The organism is Mesorhizobium sp. M1406 (assembly GCF_040317555.1).
GTDB lineage: Bacteria > Pseudomonadota > Alphaproteobacteria > Rhizobiales > Rhizobiaceae > Mesorhizobium.
Genome location: NZ_JAMYKW010000006.1, coordinates 95,278 through 117,756, shown reverse-complemented (window position 1 = coordinate 117,756; position 22,479 = coordinate 95,278). Strand labels below are relative to the sequence as shown.

Annotated in this window: 19 protein-coding genes; 10 read left to right on the top strand and 9 right to left on the bottom strand. The window is 63.3% G+C overall.

Annotated elements, in window-relative coordinates:
- The first annotated feature begins 83 nt into the window (after nt 1-83).
- From NKH03_RS08270 to NKH03_RS08245, 6 genes are all read left to right on the top strand, one after another.
- Nucleotides 84-899, top strand: a complete 816-nt coding sequence (locus NKH03_RS08270) for an ABC transporter ATP-binding protein (protein WP_352869385.1) — start codon at nt 84-86, stop codon at nt 897-899.
- A 54-nt stretch (nt 900-953) separates the two neighbouring features.
- On the top strand, nt 954-1,751 hold the full coding sequence (locus NKH03_RS08265) for a transporter substrate-binding domain-containing protein (RefSeq protein WP_023761473.1): 798 nt from the start codon (nt 954-956) through the stop codon (nt 1,749-1,751).
- Nucleotides 1,752-1,907: 156 nt separating this feature from the next.
- On the top strand, nt 1,908-2,621 hold the full coding sequence (locus tag NKH03_RS08260; protein WP_352968079.1) for an ABC transporter permease: 714 nt from the start codon (nt 1,908-1,910) through the stop codon (nt 2,619-2,621).
- On the top strand, nt 2,621-3,430 hold the full coding sequence (locus tag NKH03_RS08255) for an ABC transporter permease (RefSeq protein ID WP_352869183.1): 810 nt from the start codon (nt 2,621-2,623) through the stop codon (nt 3,428-3,430). The genes NKH03_RS08260 and NKH03_RS08255 overlap by 1 nt, the downstream gene beginning before the upstream one ends.
- A 130-nt stretch (nt 3,431-3,560) precedes the next feature.
- The gene (locus tag NKH03_RS08250; RefSeq protein ID WP_352869185.1) at nt 3,561-4,562 is read left to right on the top strand and encodes an Ldh family oxidoreductase; all 1,002 of its coding nucleotides are present in this window, start codon (nt 3,561-3,563) and stop codon (nt 4,560-4,562) included.
- 532 nt (nt 4,563-5,094) lie between these two features.
- Nucleotides 5,095-6,072: a complex I NDUFA9 subunit family protein gene (locus NKH03_RS08245; RefSeq protein ID WP_352968001.1), complete on the top strand. Its 978-nt coding sequence runs from the start codon at nt 5,095-5,097 to the stop codon at nt 6,070-6,072.
- Between the two features lie 150 nt (nt 6,073-6,222).
- Here NKH03_RS08245 and NKH03_RS08240 read toward each other — a convergent pair whose 3' ends face one another.
- Nucleotides 6,223-7,599 carry a cytochrome P450 gene (locus tag NKH03_RS08240; protein WP_352968000.1) on the bottom strand — a complete coding sequence of 459 codons (1,377 nt, stop codon included), beginning with the start codon at nt 7,597-7,599 and terminating at the stop codon, nt 6,223-6,225.
- 211 nt (nt 7,600-7,810) lie between these two features.
- Here NKH03_RS08240 and NKH03_RS08235 point away from each other — a divergent pair, with 211 nt between their 5' ends.
- From NKH03_RS08235 to gyrB, 4 genes are all read left to right on the top strand, one after another.
- Nucleotides 7,811-8,380 (top strand): NADPH-dependent FMN reductase, encoded by a 570-nt coding sequence (locus NKH03_RS08235; protein WP_352869190.1) that lies wholly within the window; start codon nt 7,811-7,813, stop codon nt 8,378-8,380.
- Between the two features lie 91 nt (nt 8,381-8,471).
- The gene (locus NKH03_RS08230; RefSeq protein WP_352967999.1) at nt 8,472-10,103 is read left to right on the top strand and encodes a caspase family protein; all 1,632 of its coding nucleotides are present in this window, start codon (nt 8,472-8,474) and stop codon (nt 10,101-10,103) included.
- A gap of 8 nt (nt 10,104-10,111) precedes the next feature.
- Nucleotides 10,112-10,900, top strand: coding sequence for a tetratricopeptide repeat protein (locus NKH03_RS08225; protein WP_352967998.1), 789 nt, complete (start codon nt 10,112-10,114; stop codon nt 10,898-10,900).
- A 161-nt stretch (nt 10,901-11,061) separates the two neighbouring features.
- Nucleotides 11,062-13,533 (top strand): DNA topoisomerase (ATP-hydrolyzing) subunit B, encoded by a 2,472-nt coding sequence (gene gyrB, locus NKH03_RS08220; protein WP_352880093.1) that lies wholly within the window; start codon nt 11,062-11,064, stop codon nt 13,531-13,533.
- A 5-nt stretch (nt 13,534-13,538) separates the two neighbouring features.
- Here the strand turns inward: gyrB and NKH03_RS08215 are convergent, their stop codons facing one another.
- The 8 genes from NKH03_RS08215 to NKH03_RS08180 form a co-directional block, all read right to left on the bottom strand.
- Nucleotides 13,539-14,993 (bottom strand): hypothetical protein, encoded by a 1,455-nt coding sequence (locus tag NKH03_RS08215; RefSeq protein WP_352967997.1) that lies wholly within the window; start codon nt 14,991-14,993, stop codon nt 13,539-13,541.
- A gap of 133 nt (nt 14,994-15,126) precedes the next feature.
- The gene (locus NKH03_RS08210; protein WP_352967996.1) at nt 15,127-16,524 is read right to left on the bottom strand and encodes an NAD(P)(+) transhydrogenase (Re/Si-specific) subunit beta; all 1,398 of its coding nucleotides are present in this window, start codon (nt 16,522-16,524) and stop codon (nt 15,127-15,129) included.
- Between the two features lie 6 nt (nt 16,525-16,530).
- Nucleotides 16,531-16,956 (bottom strand): proton-translocating transhydrogenase family protein, encoded by a 426-nt coding sequence (locus NKH03_RS08205; RefSeq protein ID WP_091581083.1) that lies wholly within the window; start codon nt 16,954-16,956, stop codon nt 16,531-16,533.
- Nucleotides 16,956-18,242, bottom strand: a complete 1,287-nt coding sequence (locus NKH03_RS08200) for a Re/Si-specific NAD(P)(+) transhydrogenase subunit alpha (RefSeq protein WP_352967995.1) — start codon at nt 18,240-18,242, stop codon at nt 16,956-16,958. The genes NKH03_RS08205 and NKH03_RS08200 overlap by 1 nt, the downstream gene beginning before the upstream one ends.
- Before the next feature lie 84 nt (nt 18,243-18,326).
- The gene (locus NKH03_RS08195; protein WP_352869205.1) at nt 18,327-18,551 is read right to left on the bottom strand and encodes an aa3-type cytochrome c oxidase subunit IV; all 225 of its coding nucleotides are present in this window, start codon (nt 18,549-18,551) and stop codon (nt 18,327-18,329) included.
- Nucleotides 18,552-18,768: 217 nt separating this feature from the next.
- Nucleotides 18,769-18,918 carry a DUF3096 domain-containing protein gene (locus NKH03_RS08190; protein ID WP_013528205.1) on the bottom strand — a complete coding sequence of 50 codons (150 nt, stop codon included), beginning with the start codon at nt 18,916-18,918 and terminating at the stop codon, nt 18,769-18,771.
- Between the two features lie 115 nt (nt 18,919-19,033).
- Nucleotides 19,034-19,804 carry an N-acyl amino acid synthase FeeM domain-containing protein gene (locus NKH03_RS08185; RefSeq protein WP_352967994.1) on the bottom strand — a complete coding sequence of 257 codons (771 nt, stop codon included), beginning with the start codon at nt 19,802-19,804 and terminating at the stop codon, nt 19,034-19,036.
- 236 nt (nt 19,805-20,040) lie between these two features.
- Entirely contained in the window at nt 20,041-22,356 is a 2,316-nt protein-coding gene (locus NKH03_RS08180) for a putative bifunctional diguanylate cyclase/phosphodiesterase (RefSeq protein ID WP_352967993.1), read from the bottom strand.
- Nucleotides 22,357-22,479: the final 123 nt, after the last annotated feature.

Sequence of the window (22,479 nt, the reverse complement as noted above, 5' to 3'; positions counted from 1 at the left end):
ATGGGTAAAAGATACCAGCAGCGACGAGGTCGACCGCTCCGCGGAGCGTCGAAGGGATGACGGCTACAAGTGCCGCATCCGGGATGATAGCGCAAGGCGCCGCATCCGCATTGAAACAGACGGCGCAGGGCGGCGCCGCCGAAGCCATTCATGTCGAGAACCTGCACAAGAGGTTCGGTGAGCTGCATGTGCTGAAGGGCGTGTCGCTGTCGGCGCGTGACGGCGAGGTGATCGCCATTATCGGGGGCTCAGGCTCGGGCAAGTCGACGCTGCTGCGCTGCATCAACTGCCTGGAAAATCCGACCAGCGGTATCATCCGCGTCAATGGCGAAGAGATCAAGCTCAAAGCCGACAGCCACGGCCACACGGTTCCGGCCGACCGCAAGCAGATCGAGCGTATCCGCTCCAAGCTCGGCATGGTGTTCCAGAACTTCAACCTGTGGAGCCACATGACGCTGATCGAAAACGTCATCGAGGTTCCAGTGCATGTGCTTGGTGTCAAGCGCGATGTGGCGATCGCAGAGGCCGAAAAGCTGCTCGCCCGCGTCGGCCTTGCCGAAAAGCGCGACGTCTATCCGGCCTATCTGTCGGGCGGCCAGCAGCAGCGCGCCGCAATCGCCCGGGCGCTGGCCATCAATCCGCGCGTCATGCTTTTCGACGAGCCGACCTCGGCGCTCGACCCTGAGCTGGTCGGCGAGGTGCTGAAGGTGATCGGCGACCTGGCGCGCGAAGGCCGCACCATGGTGCTGGTCACCCATGAAATGAAGTTTGCCCGGGAGGTCGCGACGCATGTCGTCTACCTCTACAACGGGCTGGTCGAGGAAGAAGGGCCGCCGGAGCAAATCTTCGGCGCGCCGAAATCCGAAAGGCTGAAGCAGTTCATCCGCAACATCGGCTAGGACAGGCCGGGACGGAAGAAAACCGGGAACCAACAACAAACTGGGAGTCGTGAAATGAAGACCGTTCTGAAGACATTCGCCGCAGCGCTGCTGCTCGGCGTCGCCGCCATGGGCGTGGCCAAGGCCGATCCGGTCAAGATCGGTGTCGCCGCCGAGCCCTATCCACCCTTCACCTCGCCGGATGCATCGGGCAAGTGGGTCGGCTGGGAAATCGAGTTCATCGACGCCGTCTGCGCGGAAGAGAAACTCGACTGCGTCATCACTCCGGTTGCCTGGGACGGCATCATTCCGGCGCTGACGACGAAGAAGATCGACCTCATCGTCAGCTCGATGTCGATCACCAACGAGCGCAAGAAGACGATCGACTTCTCGGACAAGTATTACAACACCCCGACGGCGATCATCGGGCCAAAGGACCAGAAATTCGGCGCCACTCCGGACGACCTCAAGGGCAAGGTCATCGGCGTTCAGGTCTCGACCGTGCACGCCGTCTACGCCAAGAAGCACTTCACCGGAGCGGCGGAAATCAAGGAATACCAGACCCAGGACGAAGCCAACAACGATCTGGCGGCCGGCCGCCTCGACGCGGTGCAGGCCGATTCCATCGCGCTTGGTGAATTTCTCAAATCGGACCAAGGCAAGGCCTGCTGCGATCTGAAGGGCATGGTGGCACCGGATGACGAAGTGCTCGGTCCGGGCGTCGGCGCCGGCGTGCGCAAGGAAGACACCGAGTTGAAGGACAAGATCAACGCCGGCATCAAGGCAATCCGCGCCAACGGCAAATACGACGAGATCTCGAAGAAGTACTTCGATTTTGACATTTACGGCGGCGGCGGCGCGCAGTCGAACTGACGATCCTCGCATGAGCTGAGGGCATGGCGTCAGCGCCATGCCCTCCTGCCCGATCTTTCCCAGGCATGTTTGCCGCCGACGCAGCCGTCGGCGGTTAGAGCCAGCAATCCGGGGGCGACGCTGATCGACGCATTTCTTTCGGCCTCGGCGGCCGGCATCATCGAACTTCTCTCGCCCAATCCGCCGGGCTGGGGCGGGACCCTTTTGGTTGGGCTGCTCCATTCGATCGAGATCGCGTTGGGCGCCACATGTCTCGGTCTCTTGATCGGCACCGGCGGCGCCTATGGCAAGCTTTATGGCGGCCCGGTGGTGCGCGATCTGCTGGCGGTCTACACCACCATCGTGCGCGCCGTGCCCGAACTGGTGCTGATCCTGCTGCTCTATTATGCCGGAACCGACCTGATCAACCAGGCGCTGACGGCAATGGGTTATCAGCGCGTCGACATTAGCGGCCTTGCCGCCGGCATCGCCGTGCTCGGCTTTGTCCAGGGCGCCTATTCGACCGAGGTGATACGCGGCGCGATCCTGGCCATTCCGCAAGGGCAAATCGAAGCCGCCCGCGCCTATGGAATGTCTCCCGGCCTGCTTCTGCGGCGCATCACCTTACCGGCCATGCTGCCCTTCGCCATACCGGGCCTCGCCAATCTCTGGCTGATCGCCACCAAGGACACCGCGCTGCTGGCGGTCGTCGGTTTCTACGAGCTGGCGCTGGCAACGCGGCAGGCCGCCGGCGTCACCAAAGCCTATTTCACCTTCTTCTTCGCCGCGGCCGTGCTCTATCTGCTGCTGTCGCTGTTTTCCAACCTCCTCATCGGCCGTGTCGAGGCCTGGTCGCGGCGCGGCATGCCTTCGCTCAGGGAGGCCCGCTGATGGCCAACGAGGCGGCCATCATCAACGTCGTCGCGCGAACGTCGCTGTGGCTGCAGCCGCACCGCATCATGCTGATCCTGATCGCACTCGGGCTGGTTCTGTCGGCGGCCTTTTTCATGCGCTGGGACTGGCTGCCGCAATATTATGAAATGGGATTGATCGGCATCTGGCGCTCGCTGTGGATCCTGGCCGTCACCTGCGTGCTGGGCTTCCTGCTTGCCGTGCCACTGGGGCTGGCGCAGGCCACCGGCTCCTTCTGGTTCGCCGCGCCCGCCAAGGCGTTCTGCACGGTAATCCGGGGCACGCCGCTGCTGATCCAGCTGTGGCTGCTCTATTACGGGCTGGGCTCGCTGTTCCCGCAATATCCGTGGATCCGTGGATCCTGGATGTGGCCGTATCTGCGGCAAGCCTGGCCCTATGGCGTGCTGGCGTTGACCTTGTCTTTTGCCGGCTATGAAGGTGAAGTGATGCGCGGCGCCTTTGCCGGCGTGCCCAAGGGGCAACTCGAGGCCGCCCGCGCCTTCGGCATGAGCCGCTGGAAGGCATTCCGGCGCATCTGGCTGCCGCAAGCCATCTACCGGGCGCTGCCGACGCTGACCGGCGAGACCGTGCTGCAATTGAAGTCGACGCCGCTGGTGGCGACGATCAGCGTCATCGACATCTTCGCCGTTTCGTCCAAGGTGCGGCAGGATACCTACCTCACCTATGAGCCCCTGCTGCTGCTGGCGCTGATCTACATGACGATCACCGGTATTCTGGTCCTCGCCTTCGGCAGGATCGAGGCCAGGATCCCGAACAAGATCGGTTAGTGAGTTAGCGAATAGGGAATAGCGAATAGCAAGCGCCCGCTATTTCCGCTATTTCCGCCACTCGCCACTCGCCACTCGCCACTCGCTACTCGCTACTCGCTACTCGCTACTCGCTTAGGAACTCATTGCGATGCAACTCAGTCTCGACCAGGCAAAAGGATTGTGCCGGATGGCGGCACTCGGCGCCGGGGCCAATGAGGAAGCGGCACAATCGCTGACCGCTTCGATCATCGCCGCCGAGTCGGAAGGGCTTTCCTCCGTCGGGCTGTCGCATTTCATCGATTACCTCGAGGCTCTGGAAGCCGGCCGCATCGACGGCAACGCAGACCCGGTGATCACCCGGCCGGCGTTGGCGATCTACCTCTCCGATGCACGCGGCGGGCTGGCGCACACCGGCTTCGACCGCACCATCGACGACCTCGCCAAGGCGGCAAGGCTGTTCGGCGTCGCCATCTTCTCGCAGAAGAACGCCTATACATGCGGCGCGCTCGGCTATTTCACCGGCCGGCTGGCAGCGCAAGGGCTGGTGTCGTTCGCCGCCACCAACGGTCCAGCGGTGCTTGCCGGCTCGGGCTCGGTCAAGCCGGTCTATTGCACCAACCCGATGTCGTTTGCCGCACCCGCCGCCGATGGCGCGCCGCTGGTCATCGACCAGTCGTCGAGCGCCACCGCTTTCGTCAACATCCGCAAGGCGGCCGAGGAGGGCAAGACAATCCCCGAAGGCTGGGCGCTGGACGCCAGCGGCAATCCGACCACCGATCCGGCGGCCGCCATGAAGGGCGCGATGCTTGCCTTCGGCGGCCAGCGCGGCGCCAACATCGCGCTGATGGTCGAGGTGCTGGCGGCGGGCCTATCGGGCGCCAACTGGTCGCTCGACGCGCCATGGTTCAGTGGCGGACCGGACAGCCCCGGCACCGGGCTGTTTGTGCTTGCGATCGAACCCAAGCTGCTCGATCCCGATTTCGAGCAGCGGATGAAGGACCAGCTCGACCGCCTGCGGCGGCGCTTCGGCGTGCATGTGCCCGGCCGTGCCCGGGCCGAAGCCGCCGAGAAGGCGCAAGCGCGGGGCATCAGCGCGTCCAAGGCCGTGGTGCAGCGCATTTCCGAATTCGCCGCCCGCTATTCTTCCTGAATAATCCATTAGATATCAGATTGTTACCTGAAATCTGTCCGCTTGAGGCGCGGCGCGGTGCAATTTTCTTCGCGCCCCGCTGAACCTTTCCGCGCGCTGCCGCGACCCAGATTTGTCCAGGGCAAGGCGAGCTTGCCCGATCCACACCGGAGGCAGCAAACCGCCAACTGCAGCGCCGACCTCGTCGCCGCCTGCAAGAAGGTCGGCGGCACCATGTCGGATGTTCAGGGCTGGGGTGGGCGTACTTGCTTCACGCCCTCCTGATACCGTCTCAGGTCAGGCCGCTCCGGCGGCCCCTGGCTTCGCATGGATGCAGCCCGGAAAACCCCGCTTCGGCGGGGTTTTCTGCGTTTTTGCATCCACGTCTTCAGGCGGCGATCCTGCTGTTCTTCGTCATTCGCGGCGGCAACCACCACTCGGCCGACCCTGCATCGGCAAGGCGGCTGGCAGCGACCACGCGTCACCCTTTGCCTTTGGCGCGAAACCGATTATGAAACGGCTTCAGCCAAGCCTGCGAGCGCCGGAGCCAGCCATGACCGAAATCCTGCAGACCCCAAAGCTCGTCGTCGTCTTTGGCGGGTCAGGCTTTGTCGGTCGTCATGTCGTGCGCGCGCTGGCCAAACGGGGCTATCGCATCCGCGTCGCCTGCCGGCGGCCCGATCTCGCCGGCCATCTGCAGCCGCTCGGCAATGTCGGCCAAATCCAGCCGGTGCAGGCCAATGTGCGCGTGCGCTGGTCGGTCGACCGCGCCGTGCAGGGCGCCGACCATGTCGTCAATCTGGTCGCCGTCCTGCATGAGAGCGGCCGGCAGAAATTCTCCGCCGTCCACGAGTTCGGCGCCCGCGCCGTGGCCGAGGCAGCGCGCGCGGTCGGCGCCGGTCTCACCCATATTTCGGCGCTGGGCGCCGATCTGAACTCCGGATCGAACTATGCGCGCACCAAGGCGCTCGGCGAAAAGGCCGTTCTGGAGACGATCAAGGACGCCGTGATCTTCCGGCCGTCGATCAATTTCGGACCCGAGGACGCCTTCTTCAACCGCTTCGCCAACATGGCCCGCTATTCGCCGGTGCTGCCGCTGATCGGCGGCGGCCAGACCAAGTTCCAGCCGGTCTATGTCGGCGACGTCGCCGAAGCGGTGGCGCGCTCGGTCGACGGCAAGGTCGAGGGCGGCCAGATCTATGAACTCGGCGGGCCGAAGGTGCTCACCTTCAAGGAGTGCATGGAAGAGCTGCTCGAGGTGATCGAGCGCAAGCGCCTGCTGGTGCCGGTGCCGTGGTGGGTGGCCAACATCCAGGCCTCGATCCTCGGCCTCTTGCCCAATCCGCTGCTGACCAAGGACCAGGTGATACAGCTGCGCGAGCACAACATCGTGTCGGACGCGGCGGCCAAGGCCAACAGGACGCTCGCCGGCCTCGGCATCCAGCCGCAATCGATCGCGACGATCCTGCCCAGCTACCTCTGGCGCTACCGCGCCGCCGGCCAGTTCCAGCAGCGCAAACCCGCAGCTTAATTCATTACCACAGCTTGAAGGTGTGTTGAGGATTCAGGTCAAGCTGAGCCGAGAGCGGTGGATTCCGAGAACCGGAACGGAGCGTACTTTTGGTACGTGAGTACCGGAAGCGCAGGAAGCCATCGTTCGCAGGCCGGCATAACCTGAATATCACCACACCTGGCGGGGCGTGACCTGCATCGGCAGACCGCCTTGCGGCTGTGTGGTCAGCTTCTGCACCGGCCAGGGTTTTGTCTCCGCGGTGGTGTCGAAGCGGAAGCGTGACAGTATGATCGCCAGCGCGATGATCGCCTCCTGCATGGCGAAGCTGGCGCCGATGCAGACGCGCGGGCCCGCACCGAACGGCAGATACTGGAAGCGGTCGATCTTTTCGCGGTTTCCCGGATGGAAGCGCTCCGGCAGGAAGGCATTCGGCTGATCCCAAAGCTTCCGGTGGCGATGGACGACCCATGGCATCACCAGCACGGCGGCGTGTTTCGGGATATAGAGATCCTTCCACATTTCCGGCTCGATCGGCTCGCGGTTGATCGACGGTGCCGGCGGATACAGCCTGAGTGCTTCGTCGAAAGCCGCACGCGTGAAAGGCATGGCATCGAGCCACTTCGTCGGATCGGGCTCGCGCGCCAGCACCCGGTCGATCTCCTGCTCGACGCGGTTGCGCTCCCACGGGGATTCCGCAAGGCAATAGAGCGTCCAGCCAAGCGCGCGCGCCGTGGTCTCGTGGCCGGCGCCGATGAAGGTGATGATGTTGTCCTCGACCTCGGCCCGCGTCAGCCCGTCGGGGCCTTCGGCCTTGAGCAGCAGCGTCAGGAAATCCTGCGGCACGGCATCGGGATCCCGCTTGAATTTCTCTTCGCGCATCTTGACCGTGTCGGTGACGATCTTGCGGAAATAGGCCATGGTCTTGCGGCCGCGGATGCGGGTGAGACGCGGCAGCCAGTCGGGCGCGCGCAACAGGTCGAGCGGGTCGACGCGGCCCATAGTCTCGAACAGGCGGTCGATCTCATTGGCGAAACTGCCCGGCACGCCAGCGATTTCGCCGGAAAACAGCGTCTCGGCCAGGATGTCGTAGGTGAGCAGCGTCATATCATGGGCGATGTCGGATATGCCGCCGGCTTCGTAACGGGTGACGAACTCCCGCGTGCGCCAGAGCATCGGCTGGGCGAAACCGAAGATATGGCGCGGCGTGAACACCGGCGCCATCGCCTTGCGCGACCGTTTCCAGACCTCGCCCTCGGCGGTCAGCAGGCCGTCGCGCAAGATCGGCCGCAGGATTTTCTGGCGCACCGTCGCCATCTTGTAGTTCTTGGCGTTGTCGACCAGCACGTGGCGGATCAGGCCCGGATCGTTGGCAACGATGAGATGTCCACCAACGCCACTCGCCGAGATCCAGGGCTCGTTGTAGGTATGCTCCCCCCACAGTTCGAGCGGGTTGCGGTAGACGATGCGGATCATCTCCAGCGTCGAGGGAGGCGTCGTGCGCGGCTTTGGCGCCGGGGGGACGAAGGGGGCGGGCTGGATGTCCATGGGCTGCTCCGCTGATACACCAATGTAGTGGCTGGCAATCCGGGCGTCCATGGGACCGAACGGCAGGCACGAACCATGCAACCCGGGACGTGCGGCAGACAGTCCGTTCAGGCAATTGTGACCGCCTCCCTGGCGGTGTCGCCTTGTCCGCGGCCATGGCCTGCCGTAGGTCACGGTCACCAACAGATACCGCCAAACGAAGGAGCCCGCCTTGAAGCACCAGTTGAACATCATCATCGGCAGCACGCGGCCCGGCCGCGCCGGACCGGTTTTCGCCGAGTGGCTGGAGAGGTTCGCGCGCGAGCATGGAAAATTCGAGCCGGTGCTGACCGACATCGATACGTTCAAGCTTCCGGTGCTGGACGAACCGCACCATCCAAGGCTTGGCAACTACCAGAACGACCATACCAAGGCCTGGTCCAAGGCGATCGATGCCGCCGACGCCTTTGTCTTCGTCGCGCCGGAATACAATTATTTCGTGGCGCCGGCGATCGTCAACGCGATCGACTATCTCTTGCGCGAATGGAAATACAAGCCCGCCGGCATTTTCAGCTATGGCGGCGTCTCCGGCGGTCTGCGCGCGGCGCAGGCGCTGAAGCCATTGCTGACCTCGGTGGGCGTCATGCCGATCCCGGAAGGTGTCGCGCTGCCGATGTATCAGAAACTGCTCGACGAGAAAGGCGCTTTCAGCGCCAGCGAGCAGGTGCGCGGCGGCGCCAAGACCATGCTGGACGAGCTGTCGCGCTGGAGCGAGGCCTTGAAGCCGATGCGGGCTGCCTGAAAGCATCGGCTTTCCGCCAAAAGCTTGGCTTGCTCATGCCATAAAGAGGTGGAATGTTCGCGCAAATGAACGAGCCGGGGGGCGGTTCGACTTGCGCTTGCTGTTTGCCTTGCTGCTGATGCTCACGGCCACCGCCGCCGCGGTGGCCGAGCGGCGCGTGGCCCTGGTCATCGCCGATGACGACTACCGCCTGGTCCGGCCACTCGCCAATCCGGTCCATGACGGCGAGGCGATGGGAGCGGCGTTGAAGAAGCTCGGCTTCGAGGTCGTTCTCGAAACCAATCGCGATCTGCGGCGGATGCGCCGCGCGCTCGACGATTTTCGCGAGGATGCCAGAGGCGCCGACGTGGCGCTCGTCTATTTCTCCGGCCACGGCGTCGAAATCTCGGGCGACAACCGGCTGCTGCCGGTCGACGCCGACGCCTCCTCGCTCGATGCGCTGGAGAAGACCAGCCTGCCGCTGGAAGAGGTGCGCGACACCGTGGCGGCCACTGCCAAGGTCGGCCTGATCATGCTCGATGCCTGCCGCAGCGATCCGTTTTCGGGCACGATGGGCGAAGGGCGAGGCGCGACATCGCTGGCAAAGGATGTCGCGGAAAAAGTCCGGCCGGGTCTCGGCCGGATTGGCCGCGCCGAAAACATCCTGTTCGCGTTCTCGGCCGCACCGGGCGAGACGGCGGCCGACGGGACCGGCCAGAATTCGCCGTTCACGACAGCGCTGACCAAATATCTCGGCACCGACGGGCTCGAGATCCGCTCGGTGCTGACACTGGTGCAGCAGGAGGTCTATGACCTGTCACGCGGCAAACAGCTGCCCTATGTCGAGAGCGGCCTGCCAAAACTGTTCTTTGCCGCAGCGGCCAAGGAACAGCTGCCGGAGCGCGAACGCCTGCTGCTCGCCATGGCCGATGTGACGCCGGAGATGCGCGGCGAGGTCGAGCAGATTGCCAGCGATGCCGACATGCCGCTGGCGCCACTCTATGGCGCGCTGATCGGCTCCGATGCCAGCCACCTCTCGGCGGACAGCCTGAATGCCAGGCTGCACGAGGCGGCCGACGCTTTCGTCAAGGTGCGCAGCGATATGAGGACGCTCGCCTCCGACGATCCGCAAGTGACGGAACTGCGCCGGCAGGCCGAGGTGCAGCTATCGCTCGGCGCCTTCGATGGCGCGCGCGCCATCCTCGCCAGGGCCGCCGACATCGACAATGTCTCGCGCAACGCCTTGAAGGTCAATTTCGTCAGCCGCACGCTGTCGGAGGCGGCGACGCGTTTTCTGTCTGGCGGTGCGGCACGCGCCGATCTCGACTACGCCACGGCCATCAAGGACTATGAATCGGTGCTGGCCCTTTACGGCGAGGCCGGACAGACCTCGCTGACGCTGGACGACGCCGACCGCCAGATCCGGACGCTGGACGACCTCGGCAAGCTCTACACCCTTATCGGCAACACCGATGCGGCAGGCCGCGCCTTTGCGGCGCTGGTATCCAATCTCGAGTTGCGTTCGGCCCAGGAAACCGATCCGAGCGTCAAGCGCGATTTCGCCGTCAGCCACATCAAGCTCGGCAACATCAGGCTGGTGCAAGGCGACCTGCCGGAAGCGCTCGAGAACTATCAGGCCGCCAGAACCATGCTCAGGGATTTGACTGCGGCCGAGCCCGATCGTCTGCCGTGGTTCGGCGACTTCGCCATGGCCGACGACAAGAGGCCTATGAAGAGAGCCTGAAGGTCCGATTGGCGCTGGCCGAAAAGAAGCCGCAGGATGCCGAGCGGCAGCGCGATGTCTCGGTCAGCCATACGACGATCGGCGACCTCAAGCGCGAGAAGAGCGATGCGGTGGGCGCACTCGCGGCCTATCGGGCAAGCCAGGCGATCGTCGAACGATTGGTGGACCGCGACCCGGACAACAGCGAGCTGAAGCGCGACCTGTCTGTCGGCAATGCCAAGATCGGCAATGCGCTGAGCGACCAGGAAAAATGGCCGGATGCGCTGTCGGCTTACAGGCAAGCCCTCTCGTTGGCCCGCGTGCTGGCGGCCGGCGACCCGAACAATACGGATTGGCAGCGCGACCTCTCCGTCAGCCTCGAAAAGGTCGCCGGCATTCTGGAAATACAAGGCGACCGGGCGGGCGCGCTCAAGGCCTACACCGACAGTTTCGTCATCGCCGACCGGCTGGCCAAGCTCGATCCTGCCAATGCCGACTGGCAGCGCGACCTGTCGATCACGCTGTCCGAAATCGGCATGCTCAAGGGCAAGCAGCGCGACTTCAAGGGCGCGCGGCAGGCCTTCCAGGATAGCCTCGACATCCGCCAGCAGCTTGCCCAGTCCGACCCCAACAATGCCACCTGGCAGCGCGACCTCGTGGTGGCCATGATCGACTATGCTCAGGTCGCCAAGAACCCCAAGGCGGTGCTTTCCCAGGCGCTCGACATGACGCTGGAACTTGATCGGACTGGGCGGCTGGCGCCGCGATACAAGTTCATGATCAAGTTTCTCAGGGACCGGCTGGCCAAGGCCAGATAAGGCCTGGAGAGAGCGCGTCATGGACAGCCGGCCCGTCCCCGGGGAAATGCCTGCAAACCTTGGAAAAACCGCCTTTAGCGCCTATATCTAATGGATATTAGAGGCGCGATTCGGGGCCGATTTTTCGCGCCGTGCGAGCGGCATCCAGACAACAGGTTTTCATGAGCGATCAGATCGACAACATCAACGGCGCTGAAGCCGAATACGGCGCCGATTCCATCAAGGTTTTGAAGGGGTTGGATGCCGTGCGCAAACGCCCCGGCATGTATATCGGCGACACCGACGACGGTTCTGGCCTGCATCACATGGTCTATGAGGTGGTCGACAACGCGATCGACGAGGCGCTGGCCGGTCACGCCGACCTCGTCACCGTGACGCTCAACCCCGACGGTTCGGTCACCGTGATCGACAATGGGCGCGGCATTCCGACCGATATCCACACCGGAGAAGGCATTTCGGCGGCTGAAGTGATCATGACTCAGCTGCATGCCGGCGGCAAGTTCGACCAGAATTCCTACAAGGTCTCGGGTGGCCTGCATGGCGTCGGCGTCTCGGTGGTCAATGCGCTTTCGGCCTGGTTGAAACTGAAAATCCGCCGTAACGGCCAGATCTTCGAGATGAGCTTCACGCATGGCAATGCCGACGCGCCGCTGAAGGCGACAGGCAGCTATAAACAGGACAAGCAGCCGGGCACCTATGAGGGGCGCAGCGGCAGCGAGATCACCTTCTTCCCGTCGACCGAGACCTTCACCATGGTCGAATTCGACTTCGGGACGCTGGAACACCGGCTGCGTGAGCTTGCTTTCCTCAATTCCGGCGTGCGCATCGTCCTGACCGATGCCCGTCACGCCGACGTCGTGCGCCATGAACTGCACTATGATGGCGGGCTGGAAGAATTCGTCAAATATCTCGACCGGGTCAAGAAGCCGCTGATCGACAAGCCGATCGCCATCAAGGCCGAGCGCGACGGGATAACCGTCGAAGTGGCGATGTGGTGGAACGACAGCTACCACGAGAACGTGCTGGCCTTCACCAACAACATCCCACAACGCGACGGCGGCACCCATCTGGCCGGCTTCCGCGGCGCGCTGACGCGCCAGATCACCGGCTATGGCGAATCCTCGGGCCTGACCAAGAAGGAAAAAGTCTCGCTGATCGGCGATGACTGCCGCGAGGGTCTGACGGCGGTGCTATCGGTCAAGGTTCCCGATCCGAAATTCTCCTCGCAGACCAAGGACAAGCTGGTTTCCTCGGAAGTCCGGCCCGTCGTCGAAGGCTTGGTCAACGAAGCGCTCGGCACCTGGCTGGAGGAGCACCCTGCAGAGGGCAAGGTGGTGGTCGACAAGGTGATCCAGGCGGCGGCGGCACGTGAAGCGGCACGCAAGGCGCGCGACATCACCCGCAAGAGCTCGCTCGGCGTTACTTCCCTGCCCGGCAAGCTGGCCGACTGCCAGGAACGCGACCCGGCGAAATCCGAAATCTTCATCGTCGAGGGTGATTCCGCCGGCGGCTCGGCCAAGGGTGGCCGGTCGCGCCAGAACCAGGCGATCCTACCGTTGCGCGGCAAGATCCTCAATGTCGAACGGGCGCGCTTCGACCGCATGCTCGGCTCCGACATGATCGGCACGCTGATCACCGCGCTCGGCACCTCGATCGGCAAGGACGAGTTCAACGCCGACAAGCTGCGCTACCACAAGATCATCCTGATGACCGACGCCGACGTCGACGGCGCCCACATCCGCACCTTGCTGCTCACCTTCTTCTTCCGGCAGATGCCGGAGCTGATCGAGCGCGGCCATCTCTATATCGCCCAGCCGCCGCTCTACAAAGTGACGCGCGGCAAGAGTTCGCAATACATCAAGGACGAGAGCGCCTTCGAGGAATTCCTGATCGGCTCGGGGCTGGAAGAAGCATCGCTTTCGCTCGGATCGGGCGAGGTTCGTGCCGGGCAGGATTTGCGCGGTGCCATCGACGACGCGCTGGCCGTGCGTCAGCTGATCAACGGCCTGCACACACGCTACAACAGAGGCGTGGTCGAACAGGCGGCGATCGCCGGCGGGCTCAACCCGGACGTCTTCACCGATCTTGGCCGCGCCAACGCCATGGCGGAGCGGATTGCAAAACGCCTCGACATAATCGCCGAGGACACAGAGCGCGGCTGGACCGGCCGCATGTCGACCTCGAATGAAGGCGTCGGCGGCTATGTGTTCGAGCGCACGGTGCGCAGCGTCAAGGAATACGCGCATCTCGATCTTGCGCTGATCAACTCGGCCGATGCACGCCAGCTCGACCGCTACGCACAGCGTCTCAGCGACGTCTACGGGTCGCCGCCGGTGCTGCGCCGCAAGGATGTCTCCGAAACCATCTCGGGGCCGCTGGCGTTGCTCAACGCCGTCTTTGCGACCGGCCGCAAGGGCCTGACCATGCAGCGCTACAAGGGTCTCGGCGAGATGAACGCCGAACAGCTGTGGGAAACCACGCTCGATCCGAACGTGCGCTCGCTGCTGCAGGTCAAGGTCAACGACGCGACGGATGCGGACAGTCTGTTCTCGCGGCTGATGGGCGATGAAGTCGAACCGAGGCGCGAATTCATCCAGGACAACGCGCTGTCGGTCGCCAATCTGGATATCTGAGGCATCTACGCCGGCGGTGGCTGGCTTGGTTCCAGTTTGCGGCCGAGGTCGACAGCATCGCGCAGCACGGCAAGGTGCGAGCGCTGCCGAGCGCCAGCCTCGACGCCGGTCGCCGTTAACGACCAATAGAGCGTGTGGGTGAAGATGCGGCCACGGGAGCCGCGCAGCTCGACCTGGATATTCTCCACGCCCGGGCCGAAATTCTCCGTCATCGGCCCCGAGATCGGATCGCCGGTCAGCCAGCCATTGCCGTGGTCGAAGATGTTGGTCCAGCGCGTCGCGGCGAAAACCGCTCCATGATGCACCGCCCGCCGTGGTTTGCCTGAACGGCTGCGCCCTTCCTGATAAAGCACGGTCCCGCCGGCTGCCGTGTCAGCGATCGGCGGGCATGCCGAGAACAGCCGCTCGGCGATACCGCGCCTGAATTCGGCGAGATCATGCGTCACCAGAAACTCGCTGTGGGTCAGAGGACTGCCCAGCGTGATGAAATCGCTGATCTTCCATGGCAGCGGATGGTCGGCATCGCCAGTGCGCAGTTGTCGGTAGAGCTCCCATTGGTCGCGCCGGAAGCCGGCGAGGTCGTCCAGCCTGTCAGGCCATGCCGAACCGTCGGCAATAAGCGTGGCCTTGTCGATGGCGTGGATGGCCTTCAGTTTCGTCTTGTCGCGGATGGCCTCCAGTTTTCGGGGTCTGAAATCGGCCCATAATATCTGCAACAGATCGTAGGCGATCATCGATCCAAGGCTGTGCGACACCAGCACGATCCGGTCGTAGGCATCGTCCATCATGAGACGTTTCAGCAGCCGCAGGCCGCGGTCGCGGATCAGCGCCCGCTTCTCGACCGTCGCTGCTTCCGCGCGCACATAGGCCGCGACATCGCCGAAATAGGGAAGACCAAACCGGTCCACCGCCCAGATGATGAATGAGGCCAGGATGGTGACGAGCAGGCCGGCGGCGAAGGAAATATACGCCTGCCAAACCGACGTCGCGAGCGCGAGCACCGCGCACAGGACGACGATGACGGCAAGAAGCGTGACGAGATAGAGCTTGCGGGCGTCGCGCGGAATGTCGGTGGGCTTGCGCCACAGCAGATTTGTCACCCAGGCGGCAAGCCGGCCCCGCGTCGTGCCCTGCGTGATGTCGGCCCAGTAAAGCTCGTAGAAATCGGTGCGGCGGCCATCGACGTCGTAGGGCGTGGTGATGCGGCGAAGTTCGTATGAATTGGTCCGGCTGTCGGGTGTGATCCAGCTCCGGTTGATCTTCGCGCCGGCGGGGTCGGCCGGATCGGCGACATGGGCATAGAACGGCGCGCGGGCGGGGTCGTGGCTCCAGACAGCCTGGACAAAGCCGCGCAGCGTATCCATCGGCCGCTGTTCGCCCATGCCATGCACGATCACCACCGCCTGACTGGGCTTGCGCGGCGCTTTTCCGGTGGGCGGCGATGCGATGGGGTCGGGCACCAACGTCTCCGTTGACGACAATCCCGCCAGCGAGACGGGATTTCCTCATCGTAGCCTGGAAATCGCCGTCAAGCCAAGAAAAAGCCCGGCGCAAGCCGGGCGTTCCTTGGCGTGTCGCGGTGCTGATTCCTGATCAGTGATCCATCGCCTTGACGATCTCTTCGGTCATTTTCTTGGCGTCGCCGAGCAGCATCATCGTGCCGTCCTTGTAGAACAGCGTGTTGTCGATGCCGGCATAGCCGGAGCCGAGCGAGCGCTTGACGAACAGGCAGGTGCGGGCCTTGTCGACGTCGAGGATCGGCATGCCGTAGATCGGCGACGACTTGTCGTCACGGGCCGAAGGGTTTGTGACGTCGTTGGCGCCGATAACATAGGCGACGTCCGCCTGCGCGAATTCGGAGTTGATGTCCTCGAGCTCGAACACTTCGTCGTAAGGCACATTGGCTTCTGCGAGCAGCACGTTCATGTGGCCAGGCATACGGCCGGCGACCGGATGAATGGCGTACTTCACGTCGACGCCATTGGCCTTGAGTTTGTCGGCCATTTCGCGCAGCGCGTGCTGGGCCTGAGCGACCGCCATGCCGTAGCCCGGCACGATGATGACCTTCTGCGCGTTCATCATCAGGTAGGCGGCGTCGTCGGCCGACCCCTGCTTGACCGTGCGCTCGATGCCGTCGTCGGCCGCGGCCGCCGTCTCGCCGCCGAAGCCGCCAAGGATGACGGAGATGAAGCTTCGGTTCATGCCCTTGCACATGATGTAGGACAGGATCGCACCGGACGAGCCGACCAGCGCGCCGGTGATGATCAGCGCCAGATTGCCGAGCGTGAAGCCGAGGGCCGCCGCCGCCCAGCCGGAATAGGAGTTCAGCATCGAGACGACGACCGGCATGTCGGCGCCGCCGATCGGGATGATGAGAAGGACCCCCAGGACGAGCGAGGCCACGACGATCAGCCAGAAAACCAGCTTCGATTCCGTGGTGACCAGGAGCACGATCAGCACGATGAGTGCCACGCCAAGCGCCGCGTTGATGAAGTGGCGGCCGCCGATCATGATTGGCTTGCCCGACATGCGGCCATCGAGCTTGAGGAAGGCGATGACCGAGCCGGTAAAGGTGATGGCGCCGATGGCGACGCCGAGGCTCATCTCGATCAGCGCCTGGGCGTGGATGTCGGCGACCGTGCCGATGCTGAAACTCTCAGGCGCATAGATCGCCGCGGCCGCCACCATCACGGCGGCAAGGCCAACGAGCGAGTGGAAGGCGGCGACCAGCTGCGGCATCGAGGTCATGGCGATGCGCCGTGCGGTGACCGCGCCGACACCGCCGCCAAGGGCAAGACCGAGCACGATCAGGCCGAAGCGTCCGGCCGAAGGGGTCGCCAGCGCCAGCGTGGTGGCGATGGCAATGCCCATGCCGATCATGCCGTAGAGGTTGCCCTGGCGGCTGGTGGTCGGGTGCGACAGCCCGCGTAGCGCCATGATGAACAGGACGCCGGAAACAAGGTAGAGGAAGGACGCGAAGTTGGCGTTCATGGCGCTCTACTTGTCCTTCTTCTTGTACATGGCCAGCATGCGCTGGGTGACGAGGAAGCCGCCGAAGATGTTGACCGAAACCAGCATCAAGGCGACGAAGCCGAAGCCCGCGGCGATGCCGGAGGCCGCGATGCCGACGGCAAGCAATGCGCCGACGACGATGACCGAGGAGATGGCGTTGGTGACGGCCATCAGCGGCGTGTGCAAAGCGGGGGTCACCGACCAGACGACATAATAGCCGACGAAGATCGCCAGCACGAAAATGGCGAATCGGAAGACGAAGGGATCGATGGCGCCGCCGGACAAAGCGTGCGCGGCATCACCCGCCGCCTCGGCGCCACCAGGCGCGGTCGCCATATTCTGCACCGCCAGCCGAACGGCGGCGGAGGCCTGGTCGAGCTGATCGAGGGCTTTCTGCAGGGTCTGATCCATCACGCAATGCCTTTCGACTTCGACGAAGGCGACTTGGACGCGGCTGCCTTCTTGGGAGCGGCCTTCTTCGGTTTGGCCGAAGCGTCGGCGACCATGGTCTTGGCCGTAATTGCCGCCGGCTCGACATATTGGCCCTTTGGCGGCTGCTGGTCGGCCTTGGCGAAGGCCGGATGAACCACCTTGCCGCCATCGGTCAGCATCGTCGCCTTGACCAGGTCGTCGTCTCGATTGATGGCAAGCGTCTTGGTCGTCTTGTCGACCAGCGTCTCGAGGAAGGCGAACAGGTTCCTGGCGTAAAGCAGCGATGCCGACGCCGCGATGCGGCCGGGCACATTGAGATGGCCGACGATCTTGACGTTGTTGGCCGTGGTGACGACCTGGCCTGACACGGCGCCCTCGACATTACCGCCGCGCTCGAGCGCCAGGTCGACGAGCACCGAGCCCGGCTTCATCGAGGCAACCATCGCCGCCGAAACCAGCTTCGGCGCCGGACGGCCGGGGATCAGCGCCGTGGTGATGACGATATCCTGCTTGGCGATATGCTCGGCGGTGAGGGCCGCCTGCTTGGCCTGGTATTCCTTCGACATTTCCTTGGCGTAGCCACCGGCCGTCTCGGCAGCCTTGAACTCCTCGTCCTCGACCGCGAGGAACTTCGCGCCAAGCGAGGCGACCTGTTCCTTGGCGGCGGGGCGAACGTCGGTGGCGGTGACGACCGCGCCAAGCCGACGCGCGGTGGCGATCGCCTGCAGGCCGGCAACACCGACGCCCATGACGAAGACCTTTGCCGCCGGCACCGTGCCGGCCGCGGTCATCATCATCGGCAGCGCCCGGTCATATTCCGAAGCGCCGTCGATGACCGCCTGGTAGCCAGCCAGGTTGGCCTGCGAGGACAGAACATCCATCGACTGCGCCCGGGTGATACGCGGCATGAATTCCATCGAGAAAGCGGTGACGCCAGCCTTGGCCAAGGCTGCCACGGCGGCGTCGTTGCCATAGGGATCCATGATGGCGATGACCGCTGTGCCCGGCTTGTAGCTCTTCAGCTCGGCATCCGTCGGCCGACGCACCTTCAGCACGACATCGGCCTTGGCGACATCCGAAACCTTGCCGACGGCGGCACCGGCCTTGGCGAATTCCTCGTCGGGGATGCGCGACCGGGTGCCGGCACCGGTCTCGACGACGATTTCGAAGCCCAGCGCCGCCAGCCGTTTCACCGTATCGGGCGAGGCTGCGACGCGCGGCTCGTTGGCATCGAGTTCACGAGGGATGAATACCGTCTGTCCCACCGCGTGATCCTTTCGGCGGGAAGCTCGTTCCCGCAAGATGCCGGCCGGCCTCGCGGCGGCGGCGTGGACAAGGTGTCGGAAAATCTATCGGAGGATAAAGGCGCCGGCGGCCATAATCAGCACGAACAGGATGGTCGCCGAGAAGAAGCCGCCCGCGAAGAAGCCGAAGGCCATCGCCAGGAGCAGGGCTCCGCAGAAAAGTGATCCGTATTTGGCCAGCATGAGGAAGCCCGCATAGGTGCGGTCATGCTCGGCATAGTCCATCTTCGCGCCCAGTTCGACAGGACCGGTCGGCGAGTGATCAGCCATAGGAATACCCCTTCGAAGACATCTTTCAGGCACATAGCGAAAAGCCGGGCCGAGAGCAATGGCGCTATTGCCGCATCGCAGCGACAACTGCCTCAACGGAAATTTGAAGCCGGCTGCCGACATGACGCCGGAGCCCGACCCCGGATTCGGGCGCCTGATGCGAAGATGCTCAGAAAGGGGGTCGAGGCAGACGGTTGCGCTGCCTCAAGTGGCGCTGTCAGCCGGCAAGGTGCGGGAAAAGCCCGAGCAGTCCGACGACAATCAGATAGAGCGCGACGATGTAGTTCAACAGCCTTGGCATGACGAGGATCAGCACGCCGGCGATCAGCGAGATGAGCGGAGTGAGCGCAAGCGTGGAAATGGTCATGTCGGGTTCCTTCTGGGAGATCCGTCGAAATGCAGATGCCGAGCGTCAAAACGCGCCATCATCAGAACGCCTGTCCGGCTGGAAAGCTCCAGACGCTCCGCAAAAATCGGAAGCCTCAGGCGGCGTCGCGATAATATTTCGCTGTCGGCACGATGGACAGGGGTGTCAGTCCGTTGATGGCCGGATCGGCAAACATCAGCCGCTGTTCCGTCGACGTCGACCTGAAGAATGGGAACCGTTCGAGCGTCAGTCGCATATTCTCGCCGGCGGGGATTTCGAACAGAGCGATCGGGGCAAGAACGCCCGGAAATACTTTTCCCTCGGTTCTCTGCACGGCATTGAAGTAACGGGAATAAAAATTGGAATGCTCGATCTTGACCGGCGTAAGGACCGAGTTCTGGCCAAAGTAGCGCGAGGCCACCATGGCAAGCCTGAGTGTCAGGAAAGGCAACACTCCGGGCGCCGGTGCACTGTCGGGATCGGTTGCGAAGCGGGTTCCGTCTATGAAGGTTTCTCCGCGGGCAAGTCGCTCGATCAGCACTTCCGGATAGGCATCGACGGAGGGCGAATGCGGGTGCTCGCTGGAAATGTAATGGAAGCGGATCGTGCTGACCAATTCGCCATAGCAATAGACACCGAACCGGTAGGAATTGGGCAGATCGTCCCAACGGTCCTCGAACATTCCGCTGGCGATTGGGCCGCACATGCCTGAGCGCAGGTAGGATTTATAGCGAAGCCGGTAAATCGCCTCCAGATCCTCGCCTCCGGTAATGAGGCGATAATCGACATGCTCCAGCTGTTGCATGATCGATCGGTTCAGCACCGAATCCCCGGCCGCGCTGATCGCGCCCGGCGCATTCCTTGCACCCCTTGCAGCATCCATCATCTGTCCTCGAAATTCCGCCTACGGACAAGCTATTCGAGTGGAAGTGAGACACAAGCTGAAATTTAGATGTTGTTGATTTACCTTCTGTTAACCTTAACAGCCGGACCCGCCCACTTGAGAACGTCTTAGTGGGGGATTACGCCCCGAAAAGGATTTGGATCATTGCCTCCAAGGCATCGCACCCCGTCAATAAAGGTGCGTGAGCCAAGCCAACGCTTGAGCTGTCGGTCACGGCGCTAAATGGCTGTCCGCTTGCCGATGAGACGCAGGTCAGCGGCGAAGGGCCAAGTGACATTCGACATCGTCTCGATACCCGACGCACTGAGCGCGGCACCGAACAGGAAGCCCTGCACGAGATCGGGTTTGACCTGCGAGGCCAGGATCTTGAGTTGTTCGAAGGTCTCGACGCCTTCGACGGTCACGGAAAGTCCCAGCGGCCGCGACAGGTTGACGATGCCCTTGAGCAGTTCCAATGAACGCGGGTTCTGGGTGACGTCCATCAGGAACGAGCGGTCGATTTTGATCTTGTCGAGCGGCAGCTTATGCAGATAGCTCAGGCTCGAATAGCCCGTGCCGAAATCGTCGAGCGCGATGCGCACGCCGATCTGCTTCAATTCCTCGATGTACTGGCGTGTCAGCGACTTGTCGTCGAGCAGCGCCGTTTCGGTGACCTCGATTTCCAGCCGGCCAGCGGCTAGACCGGAGCTCGCCAGCGCGTCGCGAACCTTCTGGATGACATCGCGGCTGCGGAAATCCTTGGCGGAGAGATTGACGGAGACGCTGGTCTGGTCGGGCCAGTTGGCGCATTCGGTACAGGCTGCCTGCAGCACGAAGGTGCTGATCTCGGAAATGATACCCATTTCCTCGGCCAGCGGAATGAAGATGCTGGGCGAGATCGGCCCGAGATCGGGATGGTCCCAGCGGCACAGCGCCTCGCAACCGGCGATGCGCATCGTGTTCATCGCCACGATCGGCTGGTAGACCACCCGCAATTCCTTGTTTTCCACCGCGCTGCGCAGATCCGCCTTCATCAGCTGACGGTTGCGGAACGCGGCGTCCATTGCCGCCTCGAACAGCCGCCAGCCGTTCTTGCCGAGCTCCTTGGCCTTGTAGAGCGCCAGGTCCGCCTTGACGATCATGGCGTCGACATCGGTGTCCTTGACACGCGACAGCACGGCGCCGCCGCTGGCCTGGACACGCAGCCCGTGACCGGCGACGTCGACTTCTCCTTGCAGGCCGGCGAAAATCTCGTCGAGCTGGCTGGTCAGATGGCTCTCATCCTCGACGCGGTCGAAGAAGATCATGAACTCGTCGCCGCCGAAACGACTGACCGTGATGCCTTGCCCGGCAATGGCGGCAAGCCGCTCGGCAACGGCGTAGATCAAGCCGTCGCCGATCGGATGGCCGAGCGTGTCGTTGACGCTCTTGAAATCGTCGAGGTCGAGTACCGCCAGGCCGCAGAGCCGGTCGCGATCGCCGGACGCCATGGCCTCGCCGATCAACTCGTGGAAATAGGCACGGTTGGGCAGGCCGGTAAGATTGTCGTAGCGCGCCATGAAGCGGATCTTGTCTTCCGCCTCGACGCGCGCCGTCACGTCCTCGAAGGTGATCACGCCCAGCTCCTGGCTGCCTTCGCGAGCCGAGAATTCATAGTGCTGGCCGTTGGCGAGGGAAACCAGCACCTTGCGGTCGCGGCCCTCGCGCAGCGCGCGCGTCAATTGGGCTTCGATGTAGCGGCAATCCTTCGGTGCCAACATGCCGGCGGCGACGCCGCGCATCAAAAGACCGTGGATGGACCGCCCAAGCAGCGCATCCCCGGACTTGAGCGACATCAGATGGGCGGCTTCGGCATTGGCTACCGCCACGCGGCCGTTGGGGCCGAGCATGACCAGGCCGTGTGACATGGTGTTTAGGGCGCGATCGAACCTATGCGCGAGCTTCTTTGCTTCCTTGTGGCCGATGACCGCCGAGAAAAGCACGTCGCGGACGTGGTCGGCGCTGTTGATCGTGATAAACGTCAAGGGGATGATCATCAGCCCCAGAACGACCGAGGGGATATCCATGCGCAGCAAGAGTGCAAGTGCTGCCGGACCAATGAAGGTCACGGAAAAAATCCGCACCATGAGCGGAGATCCGTAGTTCCGGCCAACAACCGTCACCAAGGTTGCGATGGCCAGCGACGTCGCGGCCAGTTCGGCAAAGGGATCGGGATAGACATAGATCGATATGAAGCACAGCGCGCCCAGGCCGAGGCCCTGCAGGCTGCCCTTGAGGATATAATTGCGCTCCCACCGCCGCGCCTCTTGGACATTGGCTATTACACCGCCCGCCTTCCGGAAGTCGCGAATGCCGAAGTAGCGGAAAAGGCTGATGGACAGCAGACTAAAAGAGAAAGCCAGGAACAATGAATTGTGCGTGCGCAAGTAGATCATGAATCCGAGGATCCAGTAGCACACGCCGCCAATCACCAGCATGTGAGCGTTGTCGAACAACGACCGCACAAACTGGATATAAACATCCGCCGGGATGTTTTCGGTCTTTGTTCTGCCCATATCGTCGGCCCAACGCTAGGCCTCGTCATCCCACATCCGCCTTAAGAAAGGCTTAGAACAGTGGCTTTGGCCCGGTTGCCGAAGGAGCGCAAAAGCAGGACAGACCGGAAAATCAAGCTTCAG